At 73.0% G+C, this 23,316-nt stretch carries 19 protein-coding genes and 1 pseudogene; 9 read left to right on the forward strand and 11 right to left on the reverse strand.

The annotated features are described in order from the left end of the window. Positions 1-131 precede the first annotated feature (131 nt). The gene (locus ACZ55U_RS26305) at positions 132-1,076 is read right to left on the reverse strand and encodes an oxidoreductase (RefSeq protein WP_465529612.1); all 945 of its coding nucleotides are present in this window, start codon (positions 1,074-1,076) and stop codon (positions 132-134) included. A 79-nt stretch (positions 1,077-1,155) separates the two neighbouring features. After that, the gene (locus tag ACZ55U_RS26310) at positions 1,156-2,610 is read right to left on the reverse strand and encodes an MFS transporter (RefSeq protein WP_465529614.1); all 1,455 of its coding nucleotides are present in this window, start codon (positions 2,608-2,610) and stop codon (positions 1,156-1,158) included. A 214-nt stretch (positions 2,611-2,824) separates the two neighbouring features. On the opposite strand from ACZ55U_RS26310, the gene ACZ55U_RS26315 reads away from it, so the two are divergent. The 5 genes from ACZ55U_RS26315 (at position 2,825) to ACZ55U_RS26335 (ending at position 7,523) form a co-directional block, all read left to right on the forward strand. After that, positions 2,825-3,556 carry a DsbA family oxidoreductase gene (locus tag ACZ55U_RS26315; RefSeq protein ID WP_465529616.1) on the forward strand — a complete coding sequence of 244 codons (732 nt, stop codon included), beginning with the start codon at positions 2,825-2,827 and terminating at the stop codon, positions 3,554-3,556. Positions 3,557-3,589: 33 nt separating this feature from the next. Continuing rightward, positions 3,590-4,687 carry a phenazine antibiotic biosynthesis protein gene (locus ACZ55U_RS26320; protein WP_465529618.1) on the forward strand — a complete coding sequence of 366 codons (1,098 nt, stop codon included), beginning with the start codon at positions 3,590-3,592 and terminating at the stop codon, positions 4,685-4,687. After that, positions 4,687-6,072: an aldehyde dehydrogenase family protein gene (locus tag ACZ55U_RS26325; protein ID WP_465529620.1), complete on the forward strand. Its 1,386-nt coding sequence runs from the start codon at positions 4,687-4,689 to the stop codon at positions 6,070-6,072. Before ACZ55U_RS26320 ends, ACZ55U_RS26325 begins: the two co-directional genes overlap by 1 nt. Positions 6,073-6,092: 20 nt before the next feature. Further along, positions 6,093-7,124 (forward strand): beta-ketoacyl-ACP synthase III, encoded by a 1,032-nt coding sequence (locus ACZ55U_RS26330; protein ID WP_465529622.1) that lies wholly within the window; start codon positions 6,093-6,095, stop codon positions 7,122-7,124. 141 nt (positions 7,125-7,265) lie between these two features. After that, positions 7,266-7,523 (forward strand): acyl carrier protein, encoded by a 258-nt coding sequence (locus ACZ55U_RS26335; RefSeq protein WP_465529624.1) that lies wholly within the window; start codon positions 7,266-7,268, stop codon positions 7,521-7,523. Positions 7,524-7,796: 273 nt separating this feature from the next. On the opposite strand, the gene ACZ55U_RS26340 is transcribed toward ACZ55U_RS26335, so the two are convergent. After that, complete coding sequence (locus tag ACZ55U_RS26340; RefSeq protein ID WP_465529626.1) at positions 7,797-8,489, reverse strand: SDR family NAD(P)-dependent oxidoreductase; 693 nt, start codon at positions 8,487-8,489, stop codon at positions 7,797-7,799. 196 nt (positions 8,490-8,685) lie between these two features. Here ACZ55U_RS26340 and ACZ55U_RS26345 point away from each other — a divergent pair, with 196 nt between their 5' ends. Continuing rightward, the gene (locus tag ACZ55U_RS26345; protein WP_465529628.1) at positions 8,686-9,168 is read left to right on the forward strand and encodes an AtaL-like protein; all 483 of its coding nucleotides are present in this window, start codon (positions 8,686-8,688) and stop codon (positions 9,166-9,168) included. Between the two features lie 109 nt (positions 9,169-9,277). Here ACZ55U_RS26345 and ACZ55U_RS26350 read toward each other — a convergent pair whose 3' ends face one another. The 5 genes from ACZ55U_RS26350 to ACZ55U_RS26370 all read right to left on the reverse strand — a co-directional run bounded on the left by ACZ55U_RS26350 (position 9,278) and on the right by ACZ55U_RS26370 (position 14,298). Next, complete coding sequence (locus ACZ55U_RS26350; RefSeq protein ID WP_465529630.1) at positions 9,278-9,655, reverse strand: hypothetical protein; 378 nt, start codon at positions 9,653-9,655, stop codon at positions 9,278-9,280. A gap of 25 nt (positions 9,656-9,680) precedes the next feature. Beyond that, positions 9,681-11,576: an anthranilate synthase family protein gene (locus ACZ55U_RS26355; protein ID WP_465529632.1), complete on the reverse strand. Its 1,896-nt coding sequence runs from the start codon at positions 11,574-11,576 to the stop codon at positions 9,681-9,683. After that, positions 11,573-12,253 (reverse strand): isochorismatase family protein, encoded by a 681-nt coding sequence (locus ACZ55U_RS26360; RefSeq protein ID WP_465529634.1) that lies wholly within the window; start codon positions 12,251-12,253, stop codon positions 11,573-11,575. The genes ACZ55U_RS26355 and ACZ55U_RS26360 overlap by 4 nt, the downstream gene beginning before the upstream one ends. Positions 12,254-12,317: 64 nt before the next feature. After that, on the reverse strand, positions 12,318-13,088 hold the full coding sequence (locus ACZ55U_RS26365) for a 2,3-dihydro-2,3-dihydroxybenzoate dehydrogenase (protein ID WP_465529636.1): 771 nt from the start codon (positions 13,086-13,088) through the stop codon (positions 12,318-12,320). Positions 13,089-13,128: 40 nt separating this feature from the next. Next, positions 13,129-14,298 (reverse strand): 3-deoxy-7-phosphoheptulonate synthase, encoded by a 1,170-nt coding sequence (locus tag ACZ55U_RS26370; RefSeq protein WP_465529638.1) that lies wholly within the window; start codon positions 14,296-14,298, stop codon positions 13,129-13,131. 318 nt (positions 14,299-14,616) lie between these two features. Between ACZ55U_RS26370 and ACZ55U_RS26375 the strand changes: the two genes are divergently transcribed. Next, positions 14,617-15,558: a transaldolase family protein gene (locus ACZ55U_RS26375; protein ID WP_465529640.1), complete on the forward strand. Its 942-nt coding sequence runs from the start codon at positions 14,617-14,619 to the stop codon at positions 15,556-15,558. Between the two features lie 46 nt (positions 15,559-15,604). Here ACZ55U_RS26375 and pabB read toward each other — a convergent pair whose 3' ends face one another. After that, entirely contained in the window at positions 15,605-17,800 is a 2,196-nt protein-coding gene (gene pabB / locus ACZ55U_RS26380) for an aminodeoxychorismate synthase component I (protein ID WP_465529642.1), read from the reverse strand. Positions 17,801-17,843: 43 nt separating this feature from the next. After that, the gene (locus tag ACZ55U_RS26385) at positions 17,844-18,626 is read right to left on the reverse strand and encodes a methyltransferase domain-containing protein (protein ID WP_465529644.1); all 783 of its coding nucleotides are present in this window, start codon (positions 18,624-18,626) and stop codon (positions 17,844-17,846) included. Between the two features lie 308 nt (positions 18,627-18,934). On the opposite strand from ACZ55U_RS26385, the gene ACZ55U_RS26390 reads away from it, so the two are divergent. After that, positions 18,935-20,884 carry a helix-turn-helix domain-containing protein gene (locus ACZ55U_RS26390; RefSeq protein ID WP_465529738.1) on the forward strand — a complete coding sequence of 650 codons (1,950 nt, stop codon included), beginning with the start codon at positions 18,935-18,937 and terminating at the stop codon, positions 20,882-20,884. Between the two features lie 82 nt (positions 20,885-20,966). Here the strand turns inward: ACZ55U_RS26390 and ACZ55U_RS26395 are convergent. Beyond that, a pseudogene (locus tag ACZ55U_RS26395) lies at positions 20,967-22,139 on the reverse strand (IS701 family transposase); the annotation flags it as partial. A 191-nt stretch (positions 22,140-22,330) separates the two neighbouring features. Between ACZ55U_RS26395 and ACZ55U_RS26400 the strand changes: the two are divergent. Continuing rightward, complete coding sequence (locus ACZ55U_RS26400) at positions 22,331-23,314, forward strand: NADPH:quinone reductase (RefSeq protein WP_465529646.1); 984 nt, start codon at positions 22,331-22,333, stop codon at positions 23,312-23,314. Positions 23,315-23,316: the final 2 nt, after the last annotated feature.

The raw sequence follows: 23,316 nt of genomic DNA on the forward strand, positions 1-23,316 counted from the left end.
AGCTTCACAGGCCCCTGCGCCGTCCGGACCTTGCGAATCTCGAAGTCCAATGCATCCCCTGAACTGGGGTGTTGCAACGACTCCTAGAACCCAAGCCTCGGTGTCCGGGCCCTTCGCCGTCCGTGCGGCCGTCAGGAGGCCCGCATGGCCTCCAGGTCGGCCAGGTCCTCCTCGGTCAGCCGCAGGGCCGCCGCGGCGACGTTCTCCTCCAGGTGCCCCACCGACGACGTGCCCGGGATGCACACCAGGTTGGGGGAGCGGTGCAGCAGCCAGGCCAGGGCCACCTGGTAGGCGGTGACGCCGTGCCGCTCGGCCACCAGGTCGACGGGCTTCGCGTCCAACGGCACGTTCAGCGGGACCTTGGCGTCCTTGCCCGGGGTCTTCTCCGCGCCCAGCAGGGTGTAGGTGCCGAGCGGGAAGAAGGACATGTAGGCGATGCCGGCCTCCTCGCAGGCCCGCAGGGTGGCCTCGTCGTCCCGGCGCACGACGTTGTACTCGTTCTGCACGCAGACCACGGGGGCGATGGAGCGGGCCTCGGCGAACTGCGCCGGGGTGACGTTGCTGACGCCCAGGTGCCGCACCAGGCCCTGCTCCCGCAGCTCGGCGAGGGCGCCGAACGGCTCGGCGATCGACTCGTCCGGGCCGATGCCGCCGGCCTCGGCGACGATCCGGAGGTTGACCACGTCGAGGTGGTCGCGGCCGAGGTTGCGCAGGTTGGAGTGGACCGCCTCGCGCAGCTCCCGCGGGGACAGGGCGGCCGGCCACTCCATGTCCGGGGTGCGCTTGGCACCGATCTTGGTGACGATCACCAGGTCGTCGTCGTACGGGTGCAGGGCCTCGCGGATGAGCTCGTTGACCACGTGTGGGCCGTAGTAGTCGCTGGTGTCGATGTGGTTGACCCCGAGCTCGCGCGCCCGGCGCAGGACGGCGAGGGCGGTCTCGCGGTTCTTCGGGGGACCGTAGACGCCGGGGCCGGCCAGCTGCATCGCGCCGTATCCCATGCGGTTGATGGTCAGGTCACCGCCGAGGGTGATGGAGCCCGCGGCGGCGGCAGGGGCGGCGGATCGCGTGGTCATGGCTGAACTCTCCTTGTTGGAAACGAATGTGACGTTAGGTCGGTGGCGTTGTGTCGGTGACGGTGGATCGGTGAGGGGATCAGCGGCCGGCGCGGCGCAGGGCGCGGCCCAGGCAGATCCAGAGCAGCACGGCCGCCGCCACCACGACGACGGCGTCCACACCGAGGGCGAGCCGGACGCCGGAGAGCACGGCGTCGGCGTGCGAGCCGGCACCCTCCAGCGTGTGGATCCGGCTGCTGGCGACGGCGCTGAGCACCGGGGTGCCCATGGCGAGCGCCACCTGCTGGGTCATCGTGGCCAGACCGGTGGCCAGGCCCTGCTCGTCGTTCGGCAGGCCGGTCGTCGAGGTGACCATGTACGCCACCACGCCCATGACGTGGCCGAAGGCGCCCACGGTCATCACGGCCAGCACCAGGGCGATGCCGCCGCCGCTGCCGGTGACCAGGAACACGCCGAGCGGGCCGACGAGCTGGAACACCAGGCCGGCGACCAGCGTGGTCCGGTTGCCGTACCGGCCGATGATGCGGGGGGCGAAGGCGCCGCCCAGGAAGGCGGAGACGCCCAGCGCCGAGAAGGCGATCCCGGTGGCGAGCGCCGAGTAGCCGTGGACCTCCTGGAGGTACAGGGTGACCAGGAAGATCCCGGCGGTCTGCATGGTGATCAGGGCCATGCCGCCGAAGTTGCCCCAGCGGACGGTCGGACGGCGCAGGATGCCGACCGGCGCGAGGGGCGTCTCGGTGCGCAGCTCGATGCGGTAGAAGGCGACGAGCAGCGCGGCGCCGACGAGGACGCAGCCGAGCACCAGCGGGCTGCCCCAGCCCATGTCGGGGCTGCGGGAGACGCCGTAGACCAGCGCGACCAGGCCCGCGCTCACCGTGACGGCGCCGGGGACGTCCATCCGCGGGCGGTCGGCGGAGCGGCTCTCCTTCAGGAGCACCGGCGCGAAGGCCACGATGGCGAGCCCGACCGGCACGTTGAGCAGGAACGACCAGCGCCAGCTGAGCAGCCCGGTGAGCAGGCCGCCGGCCACCGCGCCGACAGTGAAGCCCAGCGAGATCATGGTGCCGTTGACGCCCAGCGCCTTGGCCCGCAGCGGGCCGTCGGGGAAGGACGTGGTGAGCAGCGCCAGCGCGGACGGCGTGGCCATCGCGGTGGCGACGCCCTGGAGGACCCGGGCGGCGATCAGCACCGACGGGCTCTGCGCGACCGCGCCGAGGACGGAGGAGGCCACCAGCAGTCCGATGCCGGCCATGAACATCAGGCGCCGCCCGTAGAGGTCGGCCATCCGCCCGAAGAGCAGGGTGAAGCCGGCGGAGGTGAGCGCGAACGCGGTGGTGATCCAGTGCAGGTTCCCGACCGAGAAGCCGAGGCCCGAACCGATCACCGGGATCGCGACGTTCAGCAGCGGGAGGTCCGCCGCCAGCAGGAAGGTGGAGCTGAGCAGCAGGACGAGCACGGACCGCTGGTGCGGGGTCATTCTGGGCGGAGCCGCGGTGTCCACATCCACGGTGTGTTCGGCGTCCAGCACGGACATGGTGAAATCCCTTTCGCGCGAGTTTGAGTCATGTTCCGGGAGGATCCGAAGGGCTGTCGATCGGCGGCCTTTCACTTCGTCAGGTAGCCGAAATCCGTCTGACGAAGTGCGGGCTCCCTGACAAAGTCCTCCGCTCGCGCTGCGGACGCTCCCCCGGCGGTGGTCAGAATTCGGCCAGATCCGTTCCGCACGTGCAGCCCGGAGGTTCGCCGCCATGACCCAGCAGGCCGATCTGGAATCCCTCTACTCGTCAGACCCGGCCGTCGTGACCGTCTGGTCCGACATCGGCTGCCCCTGGGCGACCCTGGCCCTGCACACCCTGCACGCCGTGGCCCGGGAGCGGGGCTCGGAGGTGGTGGTCGACCACCGGGTCTTCCCGCTGGAGCTGTTCAACTCCGAGCCCACGCCCAAGCCGATCATCGACGCCGAGACGGTGGCGATCGGCGCGATGGTGCCCGAGCTGGGCTGGCGGATGTGGCCGGGACCGGACTGGCGCTACCCGGTCACCACCCTGCCGGCGATGGAGGCGGTGCAGGCCGCGAAGGCGGCGGCGGTGGGCGGGCTGCCGGCGAGCGACCAGCTGGACGCCGCGCTGCGCCAGGCCTTCTACGGCGGCGGCCGGTGCATCAGCGTCACCTCGGAGATCCTCGCCGTCGCCGCCGAGTGCTCGCTGGTCGACGAGGCGGCGCTGGCCGGGGCCCTGGAGCGCGGCACCGCGCGCCCGGCGATCCACCGCGACCTCGCGGTGGCCCGCGGGCCCCGGGTGCAGGGCAGCCCGCACCTGTTCACCGCCGCCGGCGCGGACGTGCACAACCCGGGAGCCACCTTCCGATGGACGGGAAACCCCTACGAGGGCGGATTCCCGCACTTCCTTTCCTATTCGCGGGACTGGGCCGGGGAACTCCTCGACAAGGTGGCGCCCGGAGCCCCGACCCAGGCCGGCTGATCAGTTTCCGCATTCCCTGAAGGGGGCCCGAACTTGTCCACCGCAGATCCGATTCTCGAACTTCCCTACGGCGCCACGCCCGACCCCGAGGAATTCCTCCGCGCCGCGATCCGCTGGCACTTCTCCGAGGAGACCGGAGCGCGGTTCTGGCTGGACCGCGCCGACCGGCTGGAATTCGATCCACTGACCGACGTCCGCACCTTCGACGACCTGAAGCTCTTCCCGAACTTCGCCAACGAGCTGCGCGACGTGCGCGCCGAGGACCTGATACCGCGCGGCTACGGCCCCCGCCCGAAGGTCGTCGGCGTCTTCGACAGCGGTGGCACCACCGGCGCGCCCAAGCGCGTGGTGATGCTCCAGGAGTGGCTCGACCTGCTGCTGGCCCACAGCAACGCCCAGCTCGACGCGCACGGCGTGCCGCGCGACGTGAACTGGCTGATGGCCATCCCCTCGGGGCCGCACATGGTCGGCGCCTCCTTCCAGCAGCTGGTGGCCGAGCGCGGCGGGCTCTCCTTCTCCGTCGACGTCGACCCGCGCTGGGTGAAGAAGATCATCGCCCGGGGCGAGCAGACCGAGGCCGACCTCTACACCGAGCACCTGATCGACCAGCTCCAGCACCCGCTGCGCTCCCAGGACATCGGCGTCCTGATGCTCACCCCGCCGGTCCTGGAGCGGCTGTGCCGCCGCGACGAACTGGTCGACCTGGTGCGCAAGAAGGTGAAGGCCATCATGTGGGTGGGCACCCAGCTCGACCCGGACACCCGCCACCTGTACCGCACCGAGCTGTTCCCGGACGCCGTGCTGTGCAGCGGCTTCGGCAACACCATGACGCTCGGCCACGTCAGCGAGCGCCCCGGCCTCACCGACGACGAGCCCTGCGTCTACGACCCCTTCTCGCCGTACATGACGTACAACGTCATCGACCTCGCCGAGCGCCGGCCGGTCGAGTACGGCGAGCGCGGCCGGGTCGTCATGCACTACGTCGGCAAGAGCCTGTTCCTGCCCAACAACCTGGAGCGGGACTTCGGCACCCGGATCCGCCCGCTGCCCGGCCAGGTCGGGGACTCGGTCGCCGACATCGCGCCGGTCGCCGAGTTCGACCAGGAGAAGGTCATCGAGGGGGTCTACTGATGGACGAGCCGCACCTGCTCGACGCGCTGGGCCCCTCCGGCCCGTACCGCGCCCGCAAGCGCGAGACCGTCACCGACACCGCCGGCCTGCCGGTCGCCGAACTCAGCCTCACCCCGAGGCTGTTCGTCACCCGCGCGCTGTCCGCCCTGCACCGGGCGACGCCGCTGCCCCTGGAGCGGCGCCTGGCCGCGCTCGTCGAGGCCGGGCGGATGTTCCGCGAGGACACCGTGGACGGCCTGTCGTACCGGGTGTACGAGCAGACGGTGGCCCGGGTCTCGGGCATCCCGCTGCCCGCCGTGCGGTCCGCCGCCGACGAGATCGCCGACTCCGCGCAGCGCGCGCTGGCCGGCGCGTACGGGGCGCTGCCCGGCGGCGCGGTGCTCGACTGGCGGGACCCGCGCACCCGCACCGGCGCCGCGGTGTGGACCCGGCGCGGCGACGTCCTCGCCGTCAACGCGGCCGGCAACCACCCGGCCCCGCACGCCCTGTGGCTGGAGGCCCTCGCCCTGGGCTACCGGGTCGCGGTCCGGCCCTCGCGGCGGGAGCCGTTCACCCCGCACCGCCTGGTGACGGCGCTGCGCGCGAGCGGCTTCGGCGACGACCAGGTCGCGCTGCTGCCGACCGACCACGCGACGGCCGACGAGGTGCTGCTGGGCGCCGACCTGGCGCTGGTGTACGGCGGCGACGACGTCGTGCGCAAGTACGCCGCCGACCCCACCGTCCTGGTGCAGGGCCCCGGCCGGACCAAGATCCTGGTCACCGAGGGCGCCGACTGGCGCGCCCGCCTGGACATGATCGTGGACTCGATCGCCCACCACGGCGGCGTCAAGTGCGTCGACGCCACCGCGGTCCTGGTCGAGGGGGACCCGGCGCCGCTGGCCCGCGCCCTCGCCGAGCGCCTCGGCGCGCTGCCCAGCCTGCCCGCCGAGGACGAGAAGTCCGCGCTGCCCGTCCAGCCGGTCGACCGGGCACGGGCGTTGGAGCGGCACCTGCTGGAGCGCGCCAGAGGCACGGTGGCCCACCTGGGCGGCGACGGCGTGGTGGAGGAACTCCCGGGCGGGGGAGCGGTGCTGCGCCCGGCGGTGTTCGAGGTGCCCGACCTGAAGGGCGGCTGGCACACCGCCGAACTGCCCTTCCCCTGCGTGTGGGTGGCCCCCTGGAGCCGCGCCGAGGGGACGGGCGAACTGCGCGACACCCTCGTCCTCGGCGTCCTCAGCGGCGACGAGGAGCGGGACGCCGACCTGGTCGACGAACTGGTCGACGACCCGACCGTCGCCAACGTGTACCTCGGCGACCACCCGACCCACTGGATGGACCGCGGCGTGCCGCACGACGGCTACCTCGGCGACTTCCTGATGCGGACCAAGACCGTCATACGCGGCTGAGCGAAAGGCCAGGCACCGTCATGACCGACCCACACCGACCGGAGGCCGACCCACGGCCCGCCGCCGCCCTCAAGGGCCTCGGCACCTTCCTGCCGCCGCGCGCGGTCACCAACCACGAGCTGTCCCAGCGGCTGGACACCAGCGACGAGTGGATCCGCACCCGTACCGGCATCCGCGAGCGGTACTGGGTGGAGCCCGGCACGGCCACCGGAGACCTCGCCGTCGAGGCGGGTGCCAGGGCATTGAAGTCGGCGGGCGTGGACACCGTGGACGCGGTCGTCCTCGCCACCACCACACCGGACCACCCCTGCCCGGCTACCGCGCCCTGGGTCGCCGCCCGGCTCGGCCTCGGCCGGGTGCCGGCCTACGACGTCGCCGCCGTGTGCGCCGGCTTCGTGTACGCCCTGGCCAACGCGGCGGGGCTGATCCTCACCGGAGTCGCGGACCGGGTGCTGGTGATCGGCGCGGAGACCTACTCCAGCATCCTCGACCCGGCCGACCGCAACACCGCGGTGATCTTCGGGGACGGCGCCGGCGCCGTGGTCCTGGAGGCCGGCCGCTCCGACGAGCCCGGCGCGCTGCTGGGCTTCGACCTGGGCAGCGACGGCGAGCAGCACGACCTGATCGCCATCCCGGGCGGCGGCTCCCGGCAGCGCTCCGGCGGCCTCCCCTCCGACCCGTCGCAGACCTACTTCACCATGCAGGGCAAGCGGGTGTTCAGCCAGGCGGTGACGCGGATGAGCGACTCGTCGCGGGCGCTCCTGGAGCGGCTCGACTGGCCCAGCGCCTCCGTCGACCGCCTCGTCGGCCACCAGGCCAACGTCCGCATCCTGCACGCGGTGGCCGACGACCTGGGCGTCGCCCGCGAGCGCGCGGTGGTGAACCTGGACCGCGTCGGCAACACCTCCGCCGCCTCCATCCCGCTGGCCCTCGCCGACGCGGCCGCCGCCGGCGACCTGAACCCGGGCGAGCGGGTGCTGCTGACCGCGTTCGGCGGCGGGCTGGCCTGGGGCTCCACGGCCCTGGTGTGGCCCGACGTCGCCCCGAACTGACGCGACCTGCGGGACCGCCGGGGCGCCGAAGCCGAGACGGCCGAAGCACCAACGGCACCGACAGCACCGACAGCACCAACAGCACGAACAGCACCGAAGCACCGAAGCACCGAAGCCGAGACGACCCGAAAGGTGGACCCCATGACCGCCCTCGCCGAGAGCACGCTCGCCGGGCACATCGCCACGATCATGGCCGAGAAGTTCGACATCCCGGTGTCCGAGATCGACATCACCGCCGGGTTCTCCACGATGGACCTGGACTCCCTCGACCTCGTCGAGCTCGCGGTGATCCTCAGCCGGCAGTACGGGATCGAGCTGGAGGAGCACGAGATCTCCGACGCCGGTTCCATCGAGGCGACCGTCGCGCTGATGCGGGACAAGGGCCTGGAGATCGCCTGAGCCCGATCCCGAGCCCGCTCCTGAGCCCGATCCTGAGTCGGAGCGGCGCCGCCGGGGCCCGGACGTACGCGTCCGGGCCCTTCCGCGTGCCCGCCGCTTCACCCGCTGTGCGGGCCGGGACGGTGCCCCGCACGATCCCGCGGCGCCCCGCACGCGCACCGGTGCTGACCCGCTCGCGCACCGGTGCCCCGCACGCGCACCAGTGCTGCCCCGCACACGCGACGGTGCCCCGGCCTCTGCCAGGCCGGGGCACCGCGGGGTCGTGCGGACGGCTCACACCGTCGTCTTGCGGTCCAGGACGAGGTCGTGGCCCACGATGTACGACGCGTCGTCGGACGCCAGCCAGAGCACGGTGTCGGCGATCTGCTCGACGCTCGCCCCGCGGCCCAGCGGGCAGGGGCTGATGGCGTTGATGCGGATGCCGCGGTCGGCGTACTCGCGGGCCGCGGTCTGGGTGAGCGCGCTGACGGCGGCCTTCGACGCGGCGTAGGCACCGAGACCGGGCAGCATTCCCTGCGCGCCGATGTTGCTCGCGGTGTTCACGATGACGCCGTGGCCGGCTTTCTCCATGTGCGCGATCTCGTGCTTCATGGCCAGCCAGACACCGGTGAGATTGGCGGTCAGGGTTTCCGACCAGACCTTTTCGCAGATTTCCCCGACGGGCTGGGTGGGGCCCAGTTCGGTCACGTTGTTGAAGGCCACGTCGACGGTTCCGTGCCGGCGCACCGTCTCGGCGATGATGTATTCCGCCCCGTCCTCGCCCAGGCCCGACGGATCGGCCACGACCCGGTCGGCCTTCCCGCCCTGGCGGGCGATCACGTCGCAGGTGGCGTCCAGGGTCTCCAGGTAGCGCCCGGCCACCACCACGGTGGCGCCCTCGGCGGCGAAGGCGATGGCGGCGGCCCGCCCGATCCCCTCTCCGCCACCCGTCACCAGGACGACCTGGCCGGCGAATCGTGTCGACATCGACAGTCCCCTTTTCTTCTCGCGTCGCCATTCACTTCCGAGGCTGCCCCCAACTCCTCCGGGCGGCAACGAAAGACCGGTTTTCCTGTCAGGTCGTCCGCACATCTGACGGAGTTCCCGCAGCGCGATTGCCGGCCACCGGCGGCTCTCCGAGACTTCGATCCGGCTGGTACCGCGCAGACCGAAGGGAATTCCATTGCTGACGATTTCGTGGTCCCGGGTCATCGACGGGACGGATTGGCAGACGCACCGGGCACCCACCCGGGACGGGCTGTGGCGGGCCATGCTGCACAAGGCGGAGAACCCCGTCCTGTACGTGCCGGCCATCACCTCCTCCCGGATCGTGGAGCGCTACCCGGACGGCTTCCTGCGCGAGTGCCGGCGCGGCGAGCGCCTCCTCGTCCAGCGGGTCACCCCGGACGAGGGCGCCGGCGTCATCACCTTCCGCCACCAGGACGCGACCGACCTCTCGGTGATCCGCAACCGGATCGGCACCGACGACGCGGGCCGGCTCACCCTCACCCTCAGCATCACGCTGGACGAGGGCCCGACCGAGACCGCGCTGTCGCAGAGCGAGTACCTGCGCGACCTGGACAGCGACTTCTGCGGCACGCTCAAGGCGATGAGCGTGATGCTGCGCCGCACGGCGCTGCACGGACGGCCGAACGACGGATCGTGACCGCTTCCCACCAACGCCGACCGCTCGCCGACGGAGGCTCGCCCGTGGACGCAGAAACGCCCGGGCAGGCCCACGGGGGTGGGCCTGCCCGGGCGATCGGGGCGGGGTGTCACGGCACCGGGGGCTCCAGCGCGGCCGGCGACTCCAGGGCCAGCCCGTACCCGGCCAGGCGGGGCAGCGAGTGCACTCCCTCGACGGTCGCCTCGACGTCGAACAGCGTCCACTGCGCCGGTGGCCGCCCGATGAGCTCGGCGGCCCGCGCGGGCAGCGGCCGGGCGGCGGCCTCGGCCGACTCCCAGAGCAGCACCGCGCCCCAGCGGTCGGTGGCGGGGTCGGAGATCCAGAACTTCAGCCGGAGCCCCTCCACCCGGGCGAACCGGTCGACGGCCTCCTCGCGCAGGAACTCCCGCAGCGAGCCGATCGTCCGGCCCGTCCCGGCCAGGTCCCACCAGACCACGGCCGCCTTGAGGACGGGAGCCCCGCTCATGCCCGCCTCCCGACGGCGGACCGGTTCATGCCGCCTGCCTCAGCGGCCCGCCGACGAGCGCGCCCAGCGCGTCGCCGAGGATGCGCACCCCGTCCGCGGTGAGCACCGACTCCGGGTGGAACTGCATCGAGCGGAACCCGGGCCCGCGCAGGGCGTGCACCTCCTGGGTGACCGGGTCCCGGCTGACCTCGACCGTGCCGATGCCGGGCGCCTCGAAGCGGGTGCCGGGGCTGTGGGCCGCGAAGGTGTTGTAGAAGCCGACCCGTTCGCGGCGCCCGAACAGCTCGATCTCCCGCTGCACGCCCTGGTTCGGCCGGTCCCGGCGCACCAGCGGCAGGCCGAGCCGCAGGCTGAGCACCTGGTGGCTCAGGCACACGGCCGCGAACGGCCGGCGCTCGGCGAGCAGGGTGTCCACCGCCCCGCTCAGGTGCGCGATCTTCGGGTGGTCGGCGTCCCGGGGGTCGCCCGGCCCAGGGCCCAGCACCACCAGGTCGTGCTCGTCGAGGGAGTACGGCTCGTCGAACCGCCGTACCGTCACCTCGGCGCCCAGGGAACGGAGTTGGTGACCGAGCATCGCCGTGAAGGTGTCCTCGGCGTCGACCACGATCACCCGCCGGCCGTCGAGCAGCACCGCGCCGTGCCGGCGGTCCGCGTCCGCCGCCAGCCAGAAGCCGGCCAGGCCCGAGTTGCGTCCGTCCAGCGCCGCCCGCACCGAGGGGTGGGAGCCGAACCTGCGCGGGGCCGTCTCGCCGAAGGCGGCCAGCAGCCCCGACGCCTTGGCGCGGGTCTCGGCGACCTCGGAGAGCGGGTCGGAGTGGCGCACCAGGGTGGCCCCGACACCGATGCGCATCCGGCCGTGCGCGTCGATGTCGGCGGTGCGGATGACGATCGCCGTGTCGAGGGTGTGCCCGCCCCGCTCGTCGCGGCCGATCAACGCCAGGACGCCGCTGTAGTAGCCGCGGCCCTCGGGCTCGTAGCGCTCGATCACCTTGCAGGCGCTCTCCAGCGGCGAGCCGGTGACGGTCGGCGCGAACAGGGTCTCGTGCAGCACCTCCCGGGGGTCGCGGGTGGTGTGGCCCTCGATGAAGTACTCGGTGTGGGCGAGGCGGGCCATCTCCTTGAGGTACGGCCCGACGACGCTGCCGCCGTTCTCGCACACCCGGGCCATCATCTTCAGTTCCTCGTCGACGACCATGTACAGCTCGTCGGCCTCCTTGCGGTCGGCGAGGAAGTCCATGACGCCGGGCAGCGTGGGCCCCGAGTCGGGATAGCGGTAGGTGCCGCTGATCGGGTTCATCACGGCCCGCCCGCCGACCACGCTCACGTGGCGCTCGGGCGAGGCCCCGACGAGGGTGCGCTCACCGGTGTGCACGATGAACGTCCAGTAGGCGCCCGACTCGCGCTCCAGCAGCCGCCGGAACAGGCGCAGCGCGGCGCCGACCGAGTAGTCGCCGATGTCGGCGACGAAGGTCCGCTTGACGACGAAGTTGGCGCCCTCGCCGGTGCCGATCTCGTCCTCGATGATCCGCCGCACGATCTCGGCGTAGGCGTCGTCGTCGACGTCGAAGGCGCCGCCGGAGGCGAGCCGCACGGGTGCGTCGGGAATGCGAAGCCGCACCTCGTCGAGGCCGACGAGGCCCTGTGCCTCGACGGTCATCGCGAGCAGCGGCGTCCCGTCGTCGCGCGCCGCGTAGCCGCGCTCGGCGATCTGCCGGTAGGGGATGAGTGCCAGCACGTCCTGGCGCGGTCCGTCGCCGGCCGGGGTGGTGGTGCCGAGCGGGATGCCGGCCAGCGCGTCGACCTCGGTGACGCTGCCGAGCAGGACGTCGAGGCGGTCCGGGCCGGTGGTGTCGGGCCGGTGGACGAGGGCGAAGGGGCCGGGGCGCGGTCCGAGGACGCGGCCGAGCAGGTCGTCCGTCACACCGCACCTCCGGTGAGGGCGGGTTCGCGGTCGGCGGGCAGCGGCAGCGAGGCCAGCAGGTCGTCCGTGAGGGCGATCGAGGCGCAGCGCGCGGTGGCGTACTCCAGGGTCATCCGGTGGTGGCGCCGGCCGAAGTCGGCGATGGCGTCGGCCACCACGAACGGCTGGATGTCGTGGCTGAACGCGTCCAGGGCGGTCATCAGGACGCCGACGTGCGCGTAGACCCCGCAGACGACCAGCTGGTCGCGGCCGGCGTCGCGCATCCGCTGGAGGAGTTCGGTGTTGTGGAAGGCGCTGTAGCGCCACTTGGTGAACACCCAGTCGCCGTCGGCGGGTGCCACCGGGGCGACGACCTGGCGGTCCTCGGGGCTGGTCGTCATGCCGGGGCCCCAGATGTCCTTGAGCAGCCCGCGCTGCTCCTCGGTCATCCCGCCGGGCTGGGCGGTGTAGGCGACGGGGACGCCGAGCGCGGCGAGGCGCTCGCGCAGCCGCGCGGTGTTGCGCACCATCGACTCGACGGGCTCCTGCCCGGCCGGGAAGGCGGCGAGGAAGTACTTCTGGAGGTCGTGCACCAGCAGCACGGCGCGGTCGGGGTCGACCGTCCAGTCCACCGTGTTCGCCGGCAGGTCGGCTGCCGTCGGCAGGGGGTAGGGACGGATGGGAGGTATGCCTGGCACAGGTGGTGCTCCTTACTGGGACTGGTGGTCGCGGGGGTGCGGTCCGGGAGGCGGGCCGGAGGGCTCAGACACCGAGGGCCGCACCGCCGTCCACCGTCAGGTCGTGCATGGTGATGTGGGAGGCCTTGTCGGAGAGCAGGAACGCCACCGCGTTGGCGACGTCCTTGGGGCGGGCGAGCTTGCCCAGCGGGATGCCCACCCGGAACGCCTCCGGGACGCCGTCGATGGAGGCCCGGGCGCTGCCCTGGTCGGTCCACATGGCCGTGAGCATCGGGGTGTCGGTGGAGCCGGGGGCGACGATGTTGGCGCGGATGCCGTACTTCGCGACCTCCAGCCCCAGGCACTTGGTGAACATGGTCGCGGCGGCCTTGGAGGCGGCGTACGCCGACATCTCGGTGCGCGCGGTGCCCGCCGAGTTGGAGGCGATGGTGACGATGGCGCCCCGGCGCCGGGGGACCATGCGGTTGACGACGGCGCGGGAGACGAAGAAGACACCGGTGGTGTTGACCGCGAAGGTGATGCTCCACTCGGCGTCGGTCAGGGCGCGGGCCTCACCGAGCCTCAGCACGCCCGCGGCGTTGACCAGGTGGTCGATCGGCCCCAGCCGCGCCTCGACGTCGTCCACCAACGCCTCGACCCGCGCGCTGGACGTGACGTCGCCGACGAAGGCCACGACGGACTGTCCCCGCTCGCGGGACTCCTTGACCAGGACGTCGAGCTGGTCGCCGTCCCGGTCGACGGCCGCCACCGTGATCCCCTGGCCCGCGAGCGCCTCCACCACCGCCGCGCCTATGCCGCCGGCCGCGCCGGTGACCAGAGCTATTTCGTTCTGCATGACGTCGGCTCCTTATTCGGCTGCTGCCGCGGCTGATCGCTCAGCCATGCCAGACGGAAACCACGTCGGCGGCCTGGCAGGGATTCAGTCGCGGGTCGCAGTAACTGGTGTACTTGTCCCCGATCCGGTCGGCCTCGGAAGCGTCCTGTGCGCATTCGAAGACATCGTCCGGAGTGGTCTCCAAATGGAGTCCGCCGGCCACGCCGCCGTTCTCCGTGACCGCCGCCTGGAATTCCCGGACTTCCTGGGCGACGGTTTCGACGTACCGGGTCTTGTAGCCCTGCGGGGTGGACACGGTGTTGCCGTGCATCGGGTCGCACAGCCAGATCACCGGGTACCCGGCCGCGTGGACGGCGCGCACCAGGGCGGGCAGCCGCTCGGCCGCCTTGCCGGCGCCCATGCGGGAGATGAGCGTCAGCCGGCCGGGCTGGTGCCCCGGGTCGAGGCGCTCGCACAGCTCGACGAGCTGCTCGGGCGTCATGCCCGGCCCGACCTTGACCGAGACCGGGTTGGCGAGCGCGGCGAAGAACGCGACGTGGGCGCCGTCGAGCCGCCGGGTGCGCTCGCCGATCCACGGCCAGTGCGTCGAGGCCAGCAGCAGCGAGCCGTCCGCTTCGCGGCGGAGCATGGCCGACTCGTAGTCGAGCAGCAGCGCCTCGTGGCTGGTCCACACGGGTGCCTCGACGGGGGAGGGGCCCTCGTCGCAGGCCCAGCCGAGCAGAGCCGTCACGTCGGAGGCCGCCCGGTAGCCGCTGATCAGCCGTTTGGGGTCCGGTCTACGGGCTTCCGGGTCGGCTTCCGGGGCGTTGACCATGTGGCCGCGGTAGACCGGGAGTTCGACCCCGTCGACGACCTCGGTGGGGTTGGAGCGCGGCTTGCCGAACTGCCCGGCGAGCCGGCCCACCCGGATGACGGGCTTGTGGGAGCGGCCCTTCATCACCCCGGCGAGGACGTCGAGGAGCGCGCCCTTGCGGGCCACGTGGCCGCTGGTCGCCTCCGCCGGGTCCTCCGCGCAGTCACCGCTCTGGATCACCTGGAGTTCGCCCGCCGCGACGCGGGCGAGCAGCCCGCGCAGCGTGCGGACATCGGCCCCGCGCACCAGCGCCGGGGAATCCCTCAATTCGTCGTGGACCTGCCGGAGAACTTCCTCGTCCGGCCAATCCGGCTGCTGGTCCGCGGGCCTTGTTTTCCATTGTGCGACTTTATGCACGTGGCACCTCCAGTGCTCTCGTGGTCGCTCAGGCGGGGTCGTGCCGTTGAGTTTGCGAAATCGTGCCCTGCGGTCTCCATCCAGATATCCCAACTTCGTCAGGTGGCGGATTTTCAGTCACCTGACGGGCATTAAGTCACATTTTCCCCGGATATTGCGCAGGGGGGCGGCGGGGTGTTATCCGGGGAATGGAGGGGACGGCCGCCGGCGGAGCGGGGCCCGGTCCGACAGCGCCCGAACGGTCGGTCCGAGCGGGGACCTGACAGATTCGGATCCGGGATATGCACAGCGTCGCCGAGTCGCCCTACGCTGGTCCTTATGATCAGCCGGTTAGCCATTGCCATGCTTCACCAGCTGGCAGCCGAGGGAGTTGCCCCGTGGCTGTCGGCCGACGCCACATCAGACTTCGACGTCGAGGTCCTGAGCCATCTTGCCCGTCGTGAACTCGTCGCGGGCGTGGTGCTCACCGGCGGACCGCCCGCCGTGCTGCACCGTGTCTGCGACGCGCTGTTCCCCGCGTTCCTGGCGACGGACGGGCGGGCCGGGCACGTCTCGGTGGCGCCCGCCGTCGGCGGCGGGGCGAGCGCCGAGGACCTCTTCGAGGCGGCCGGCGACCTGCACGAGCAGGTCGGCCGCGCCAACGTCCTGGTCCGGCTGCCCGTGGACCCGGGCGGCGTGGCGGCCACGCGCGACTGCCTCGCCGAGGGCATCGGGGTGCACGCCGGCCCGGTGTACTCGGAGGAGGGCTACGAGCAGCTCCTCGACGCCTTCTTCGTCGGCATCGAACGGGCCCTCGTGTCCGGACTGCCGCTGCACGAGATCACCTTCGTCGCCGGGGTCCCGGTCGGCCGGCTGGACGAGGCGGTCGACGCGCGGCTGGCGGCGGTGCCCGGTCCACGGGCCGCCGCCGCCCGGGGCACCGCCGCCGTCGCGCTGGCCCGCTGCCTGCACCGGCTCCGCGAGGACCGGCTCAGCACGGACTGGTGGCGGGTCATCAGGACGGCGGGGGCCCAGCTCCCGCTGCTGCTGTGGTCGGACCCGTCCCCGCGCCACATGGAGGCCCTGGTGGGCGCGAACACCGCGCACGTGCTCAGCGTGCGGCGGATCGAAGCGGTCGCCGCGGAGACCGAGTTGGCGGGGGAGGCGCTGATGGGTTCGAACTCCGAGGGCCGCCGGGTCCTGAAGGAGCTGGCGGAGCTGGGCGTCGACCTGGAGTCGGTGGCCCGCGACCTGGAGCGGGCGGCGCAGGAGTGCGGGTGAAAGCGTACGGCGGTGCCCCGCCCCGGGGGCACCGCCGTACGGGAGGTCAGGACCTGACGCCGTCCTGCCGGCGCTCGGGGAAGACCGCGCCCGTCAGGTGCAGCAGCGGCGCGGCCTTCACTGCGGTCTCCTCGAACTCGGCGGCCGCGTCGGACAGGGCGATCACGGCGCCGCCGACCCCGTAGCGGACCCGGTCCTCGGTGATCAGCGCGGTGCGGATGACGATGCTCCAGTCCGCGGCGCCGGTCAGCGACAGGTAGCCGATGGAACCGGAGTAGACGCCGCGGGCGCCGCCTTCGAGACGGTCGATGATCTTCATGGTGCGCACCTTGGGCGCGCCCGTCATCGAACCGCCGGGGAAGGCCGCGCGGACGCAGTCCACCGCGTCCAGCTCGGGCCGCAGCCGCGCCCGTACGGTGCTCACCAGCTGGTGGACCGTCGCGTAGCTCTCCACCCGGAAGATGTCGTCGGCCTCCACCGAGCCGGGCACGGCGCACCGGCCCAGGTCGTTGCGGACCAGGTCGACGATCATCAGGTTCTCGGCGCGGTCCTTCTCGTCGGTGGCCAGCGCGGCGGCCAGTGCCGCGTCCTGGGCCGGGTCCGTGCCGCGCGGCCGGGTGCCCTTGATCGGCTCGGACACGATCACCCCGTCGGCGCCGACCCGCAGGAACCGCTCCGGCGAGGTGCTCAGCACGTTCAGCCCGTCGAACTGGAGCAGCGCGGCGAACGGCGCCGGGTGGTCGCGCCGCAGTCGCAGGTAGCTGTGCCAGGGGTCGTAACGGCCCCGCACCTCGGCCATGTTGGTCAGGCACACCTCGTACGTCTCGCCCGCCGCGATCTCCTCCTGGCAGGCCTCGACCAGGGCCAGGTAGGACGCCCGGTCGTGCCGCAGCTCGACCGTCGCCGTCCCGTCGGCCGGCCCCTCCGCGGGCCCCTCCGCGGGCCCCTCCGCGGGCCCCGACGCCTCCCCGACGCCGGGGACCGCCTCGGGCAACCGCCCCGCGGCCTCCTGTTCCAACCGCTCCCGGGCCCAGCCGAGCCACCCCCGCGCCGCCGCGGCGCTGCCGGTGACGCCGTCCTCGGCCGCCGCCAGCAGGTAGCCCGTCCCGGTGGCGTGGTCGAGCACCAGGGCCCGGCCGGTGAACACCATGGTGGCGTCCGCGTCCGGCGAGCGGTGCACCGCGTCGCCCCCGCACTCGGCCTTGAGCTCGTAGCCGAGGTAGCCGACCCAGCCGAGCGCGAAGTCGAAGGGCAGCGGCGGCACTTCGGTGCGGATGCCGCGCAGGTCCCGCTGGATCCAGTCGAGGAAGCCGCCCGCGGACACCTCGGTGCCCAGCTGGGACCGCACGCTCACCGTCCCGCTGGACACGTCGGCCGTGGCCACCCGTCCCAGCGGTCCGGAGGCGTCGCCCATCACGGAGAACCGCCCCCGTCTCTCGTCGGGCCGGCTGCTGTCCAGCCAGAAGGCGTGGTCACGGCCGCGGAACAGCGCGGCGTACGCGGCCTCGTCGTTCCAGCGCGTCGGCAGCTGCTCCACCAGCACCCGCAGCCGCCGGGTCGACTGCTCCGGGGCCGGCGGCTCCGGAGCGGGCGGCTCCGGTGCGGGCCGCACCGGCCACACGATCCCGGAGGGGCGGGGGCGCCGGCGCAGCGGGTGCCGGCCGGCGTACGGGCGGCTCAACTCGGCGAAGTTCCGCAGCAACTGCGTGCCGTCCCGGGTGCAGATCGACTCCGGGTGGAACTGGATCCCCCACATCGGGCGCAGCCGGTGCCGCAGCCCCATCAGGACGCCGTCCGGTGTCCAGGCGGTGGCCTCCAGCTCCGGCGGCAGCGCGCTCACCGCCAGCGAGTGGTAGCGCACCACCTCCATCGGGTCGGGAACCCCGCGGAACAGGCCGGTGCCGTCGTGGTGCACCGGGGAGGTCCGCCCGTGCCGCGGCTCCGGAGCCCGGTGGACCTCGGCGCCGTGCAGCAGCCCGATCGCCTGGTGCCCGAGGCAGACACCGAGCAGGGGCTGCCGCGCGTGGGCCACGACCTCGCGGGAGATGCCCAGATCGGTGGCGCGGTGCGGGGTGCCGGGCCCGGGGGAGACCACCACGTTGTCGAACCCGGTGAGCATCGCCGGGCGCCAGGCCGGGTCGTCGTTCCGGACGACCTCCGGCTCCCGGCCGTTCACCTCGGTCAGCTGGTGGAAGAGGTTGTAGGTGAACGAGTCGTAGTTGTCGATCAGAAGCGTGCGCACGTGTGTCCTCGGTGTTCGTCGTCGGTGGCCGTGTGGGTACGTCTCAGACCGTGCGCGGCACGATCTCGAACAGCAGGTGCTCGACCGTCTCGTCGCCGTACTCGGACTCGCGCACCGGGCGGGCGGCCAGCAGGCGCAGCTTGCGGCCGGTCTCGTCGGCCGCCCGGTACAGCGCCCGCACGTCGCCGCGGTCGCTGAAGTGCAGCAGGGCGCGGCCGGTCGGGGTCACCCGCAGCGGCGCCTCGGCCAGGTACCGGCGGTGGGCCCGGTAGCCCGGGTCGACGTAGGCCCGCTCGTGCGAGGAGCGGTAGCTGTAGTCGGCCGGGGCCAGCACGTAGTTGGAGCTCCAGAAGACGACGTCGAAGCGCTCGTCGGGCTCCAGGCCGGAGAACAGGTCGCTGTGCACGGCGCGCAGCCGGCCGCCGACGCCGTGCCGGTCGGCGTTGGCCACGGCGTTCGCCACCGCCATCGGGTTGATGTCCGCCGCCACCGCCCGGTCGTAGCCGGAGAACAGCGCCATCGTGGCCACCAGGCCGGTGCCGCAGCCCATTTCGAGGAAGGAGCCGCCGGCGTGGGAGCCCGGCTCCGCGAGGCCGAGGAACTCGATCCCGACCCTGGTCGAGGGCGAGTAGACCGGAGCGAAGACCTCCGGGAACAGGTCCCACTCCCGGCCGTACATCGTGAAGACCCGGGGCCGGTCCTTGCGCGTGAGCGACTCGCGGCTGCGCCCGAGCGAGCGCTGGTAGCTGCCGAGCCGCATCTGTCCGAGGGCGTCCTCGCCACGCGGTCCGGGCGCGACGACCGTTTCCAGCTGTGCCTGAGACATCTTTCTCCCCCATACTCGTTCGCGACCGCCCGCCTGAGCGGGCCGTCGTGCCACGACCCTGTGGCGCTGGATTCAGCCTCGTCATGGAGCGCGCTCATCAGAAGGTGGTCGGGCGACAACGTCGGTGATGGGGGGTGGTGGCCCACCCACCGCCCACGCCCCTCACCTGCGCCGTGGGCTTGAGCCCCGGTTGACCACTGCCTGAGGGCCAACCTAGATTTTGTCGACTGCTTGCTCGGTTCAAGGGGGGAGCGAACACAGTGCGGGACATCCCGGGAGCATCTGAGTCTTCTTCTGACGTGCTCGACATGCTCGAACTGCTGGTCGCGGAGGCCCCAGCGGACCGCTACGAGAAAGTCGTCACCGACGCCCGGGCCGCCGGCGTCGCTCCGTACCGGCTGGCCGAATTGGAACGGGCCCGGGACCTCTCACTGCGCATCCGGGACCTCTTCGAGCGCCGCCGGCAGCGCGAGGCCGGGCTCGCGGCGCTCGTCGACACCGTCCGCGACCTGAACCTTCCGTACACGCTCAGCACCCTGCTGAAGGTGATCGTCCGCCGCACCCGGCTGCTGTTCGGCGTCGACATGTCCTGGGTGGCGCTGTTCGACCCCCAACAGGAGGGCTCGGTGGTGCGCGCCGCGGACGGCCAGGCCTCGGCGATCACCGTCGGCTTCCGGATGCCCCTGACGGGCGGGCTCGGGCTGCGCGCGATGAAGCTGGCCGGCCCCTTCTCGACGCCCGACTACCTGGCCGACGAGACCTTCACCCACGCCGAGGAGACCGACGGTGTCGTCCGGGCCGAGGGCCTGCGCGCCATGATGGCGGTCCCGCTCCAGCGCGACAACGAGGTCACCGGCGTGCTGTACGCGGCCGGGCGCTCCGTACGGCACTTCGGCCCGGACGAGATCTCGCTGATGGTGTCCCTGGCCGACCTGGTCTCGGTCGCCATCGAGAAGGCCAGCCTGCTCGACCGCACCCGCCAGCAGATCGCCGAGGTGGCCGAGGACACCGAGCGCGAGCGGAGCTCCTCGCAGCTGGCCCAGCAACTGCGCAGCACCCACAGCCGGTTGATCGACCTGGTGCTGGCCGGCAACGACCTCCAGGTGCTCACCGCCGAGGCGGGCCGGCTGCTGGGCGGTCCGCTGAGCGTCCGGGACACGGCGGGGCGGGAGCTGGCGGCGGCGGGGACCGTCCCGGAGGAGGCCGTCGCGGACGAGATCGCCACCGCCTCGCTCGACGCGCACGCCGAACGGCGGCCGATGCGCACGCCCGGCGGCCTGTGGGTGGCCCCGGCGGCCGCCGGCGCGGAGATGCTCGGCACGCTGGTGCTGCTCCCGCCCGAGGAACCGGGCGACGCCGGCTCGGAGAACCCCGAGGGCGCCGAGGAGGCCGAGCAGCACCAGGTCCAACTGCTCGCCATGGTCGCCCAGTGCATCGCCGTCCTGCTGCTGATGCAGCGCAGCGCGGCCGTCGCCGACGGCCAGGCCCGCGACGAGTTACTCCGGGACCTGATCGCCGGCTCCCCGTCGGCGCTGGAACAGGTCGCCGAACGCGCCCGACGGCTCTCCCTCGACCTGGACGAACCCCACGTCGTGGTGGCCACCCGCCCCGAGGGAGGCATCCAGGGCCGGGCCCTGGTGTGGGCGTCGGCGTACGCGCACCGGCACCGCGGGCTGCGCACCCTGGCCGGGGACTGCCTGGTGTTCCTGCTGCCGGGCACCGACCCGGGCGCCGCCTCGGCCGCGCTGTCGAAGGAACTGACCTCGGTGCTGGGCCGCCGGGTCACCGCGGGCAGTTCCGGCCCGGCCGGGAGTCCGGCGGCCATCGCCACCATCTACCAGGAGGCCAGGCGCTGCCTGGACGCCGTCGTCGCCCTCGGCGGGGTCGGCAGCACCGCCTCGCCGCAGGAACTCGGCTTCCTCGGGCTGCTGTTGTCGGAGAACCCCGACACGGGCGACTTCATCAGCCACACCATCGGCGCGGTGCTCGACTACGACAACCTCCAGCGCACCGAACTGGCGAGGACGCTGGAGGAGTACTTCGCCTCGGGCGGCAGCCCCACCTACGCGGCGGAACGCCTCCACGTGCACCCCAACACCGTGTCACGGCGGCTGGAGCGCATCACCGAACTGCTCGGTGAGAAGTGGCAGGAACCGGCTCAGGCACTGGAGGTGCAACTGGCCCTCCAACTGCACCGTACCCGGCGCGTCCTGACGCGGAAGCAGGAACTCCACCGAGCCGCCCCCGCGCGCGGCTGACGCCGGTGATGCCCTCGTACGGGAACGGCTCGCTCCGCTCGGCGGTCCGCAGGTCCCCGGCCCGCGGCTCGCTCTCCTCGTGCGCCGGTCCGCTCGGTTTCGGGGCCGCCGTCAGGGCGCGGACGGCGTGCGCGGCGGAGGCCAGGGTGATGTGCCGGTGCCAGCCGTTGAAGGAGCGCCCCTCGAAGTCGACGAGCCCCACCGGCACCGATATCCGGGCGAAGTCGTGCTCGGCGCGCAGCGTCAGCTTCGTCAGGCGCAGCAGCGCCCCCGCCGTCCCCTCGATCATGTTGCTGATCCAGTACCGCTGCGGCCAGCCGTGCGGATCGGTCCACTCGCCGAGCAGCAGCACCCTCCCCGCGCCGCCGGCCGGCGACGGGGGCGACAGGGTGACCCGGACGGTCGCCACCAGGCTGGTGCGGGCCGTTCCGGTCTCCGGATCCCGCCAGACGACCGGCCGGCGCATGGCCCGGATCATCTTCAGCAACTGCTGGGCGGAGACCTCCCGGTCGGTGTCGCCGGGCAGTCGGCCCGGGTCGGCGATCGTCACCCGGGTCGTCCCGCTGACGGCGGCCAGCAGCGGCATCCGCTCGGCGGCGAAGCGCCGCACGAGGGCGCGCGGATCGCAGTCGGGGAGGTCCACGACGACGGGGCGGGGGGTGCCCGCCCCCCACCCGCGCACCTCCAGGGCGGTGGCCGCGACACACTCCGCGTCGGTGACCGTGGGGTGTTCCGCGCCGGAGCCCGCCCGGCCGGTGGCGACGGGCCGGTCGCGGCGCTCCTCGGGGCACATCAGCCGCCAGTGCACCGGCGCGCTCGCCTCCTCGTCCACGGCCCAGATGCCCAGCGCCTCCTGGCTGTTGACGACCTGTCCGAGGCTGGGCACGAACCGCCGGGCCACCCCGACCGAGTGGCGCCCGGCCTTCGGGATGACCAGCGGCCGCGCCACCCAGGCGCGCGGGCGCAACACCCGCTCCAGGTACCGGCACAGCACCGCCCGCAGCGGCATCCAGTCCCAGGTGGACGAGGAGACGAAGTGATGCAGGCTCTGCTCGGCCGCGCCGCCCCCGACGTGGGCGGCGATGTTGCGTGCGGTCTTGCGTCCGTCGGCCGTCAGCAGGCCGTACAGGTACTGTGCTCCTTTCTCCCGCTGGTCCGCACGCGGCAGCAGTGCGAACAGTTCGGCGCACAGCTCGGCGACAGCGGCGTCCGGCACCTCCGGTCGAAGGCGCCGCATGGTGTCCACGGCAGTCATTTCCACGATCCCCTAACTCCGGCACCCCCGCGTTCTCCTGAGCGGAGGGGGTGCCTTCACGGTGCGGTCGGAGGGGTCGCCGACAACAGGTGAGCCGACCACACACATCCGCCCCGTCGCGCTGGTCCGGCCACCGGCACGCGGGGGGCGGGCTTCCGTACAGCCCAGACCCACCGACCTTGAGGACTGAGATGATCGCGTCCTGGTACGACCAGCAAGGCCCCGCCGCCGAGGTGCTCCGGTACGGCGACCTGCCCGATCCGCTGCCCGGCCCCGGCGAGATCCGGGTCCGGGTCACGGTCTCGGGCGTCAACCCCGGCGACACCAAGAAGCGGCGCGGCTGGCTCGGTTCGTCGATGCCCTATCCGCGGGTGATCCCGCACAGCGACGCGGCCGGGGTCGTCGACGCCGTCGGCGAGGGGGTCGACGACCGCCTGGCCGGCCGCCGGGTGTGGGTGTACGGCGCCCAGTCCTACCGCTCCCACGGCACGGCCGCGCAGTACACCGTGGTGCCCGCCGAGCTGGCGGTCGCCCTGCCCGACCACCTCTCCGACGACCTCGGCGCGAGCCTGGGCATCCCCGGCGTCACCGCGCACCGCACCGTCTTCGCCGACGGGCCCGTCGACGGCAAGGTGGTCCTGGTGCACGGCGTCCTCGGCGCGGTCGGCTCGCTGGCCGCGCAGCTCGCGCACTGGGCGGGAGCGACCGTGATCGGCACGGTGCGGCGCGGCGTCGACGCCGAGCGGGTCGACCGGGCGGCGGTCGCCCACACCGTGGCCCTGGACGCCCCGGACCCGGCCGCCGCGATCCGCGCGTTCGCTCCGGAGGGCGTCGAGCGGGTGATCGAGGTGGCCCTGTCCGACAACGCCGACCTGGACTGCGCGGTGGTCCGCAACGACGCGGTCATCGCCGCCTACGCCACCCGCGCCGACCGCACCACGATCCCGTTCTGGCCGCTGCTGTTCGACAACGTCACGCTGCGGCTGTTCGGCAGCGACGACTTCCCCGCCGAGGCGAAGCGGCAGGCCGCCCGCGACCTGACGGCCGCCGCCGCTGCCGGCGCCCTCACGGTGACGACCGCCGCCCGCTACCCGCTGAGCGACCTCGCCAAGGCCCACGAGCACGTCGACGCCGGGGTCCACGGCCGGGTGCTGGTGGACGTCCCGCAGCCGTAGCG

It is taken from the genome of Kitasatospora sp. NPDC034533 (assembly GCF_055575155.1).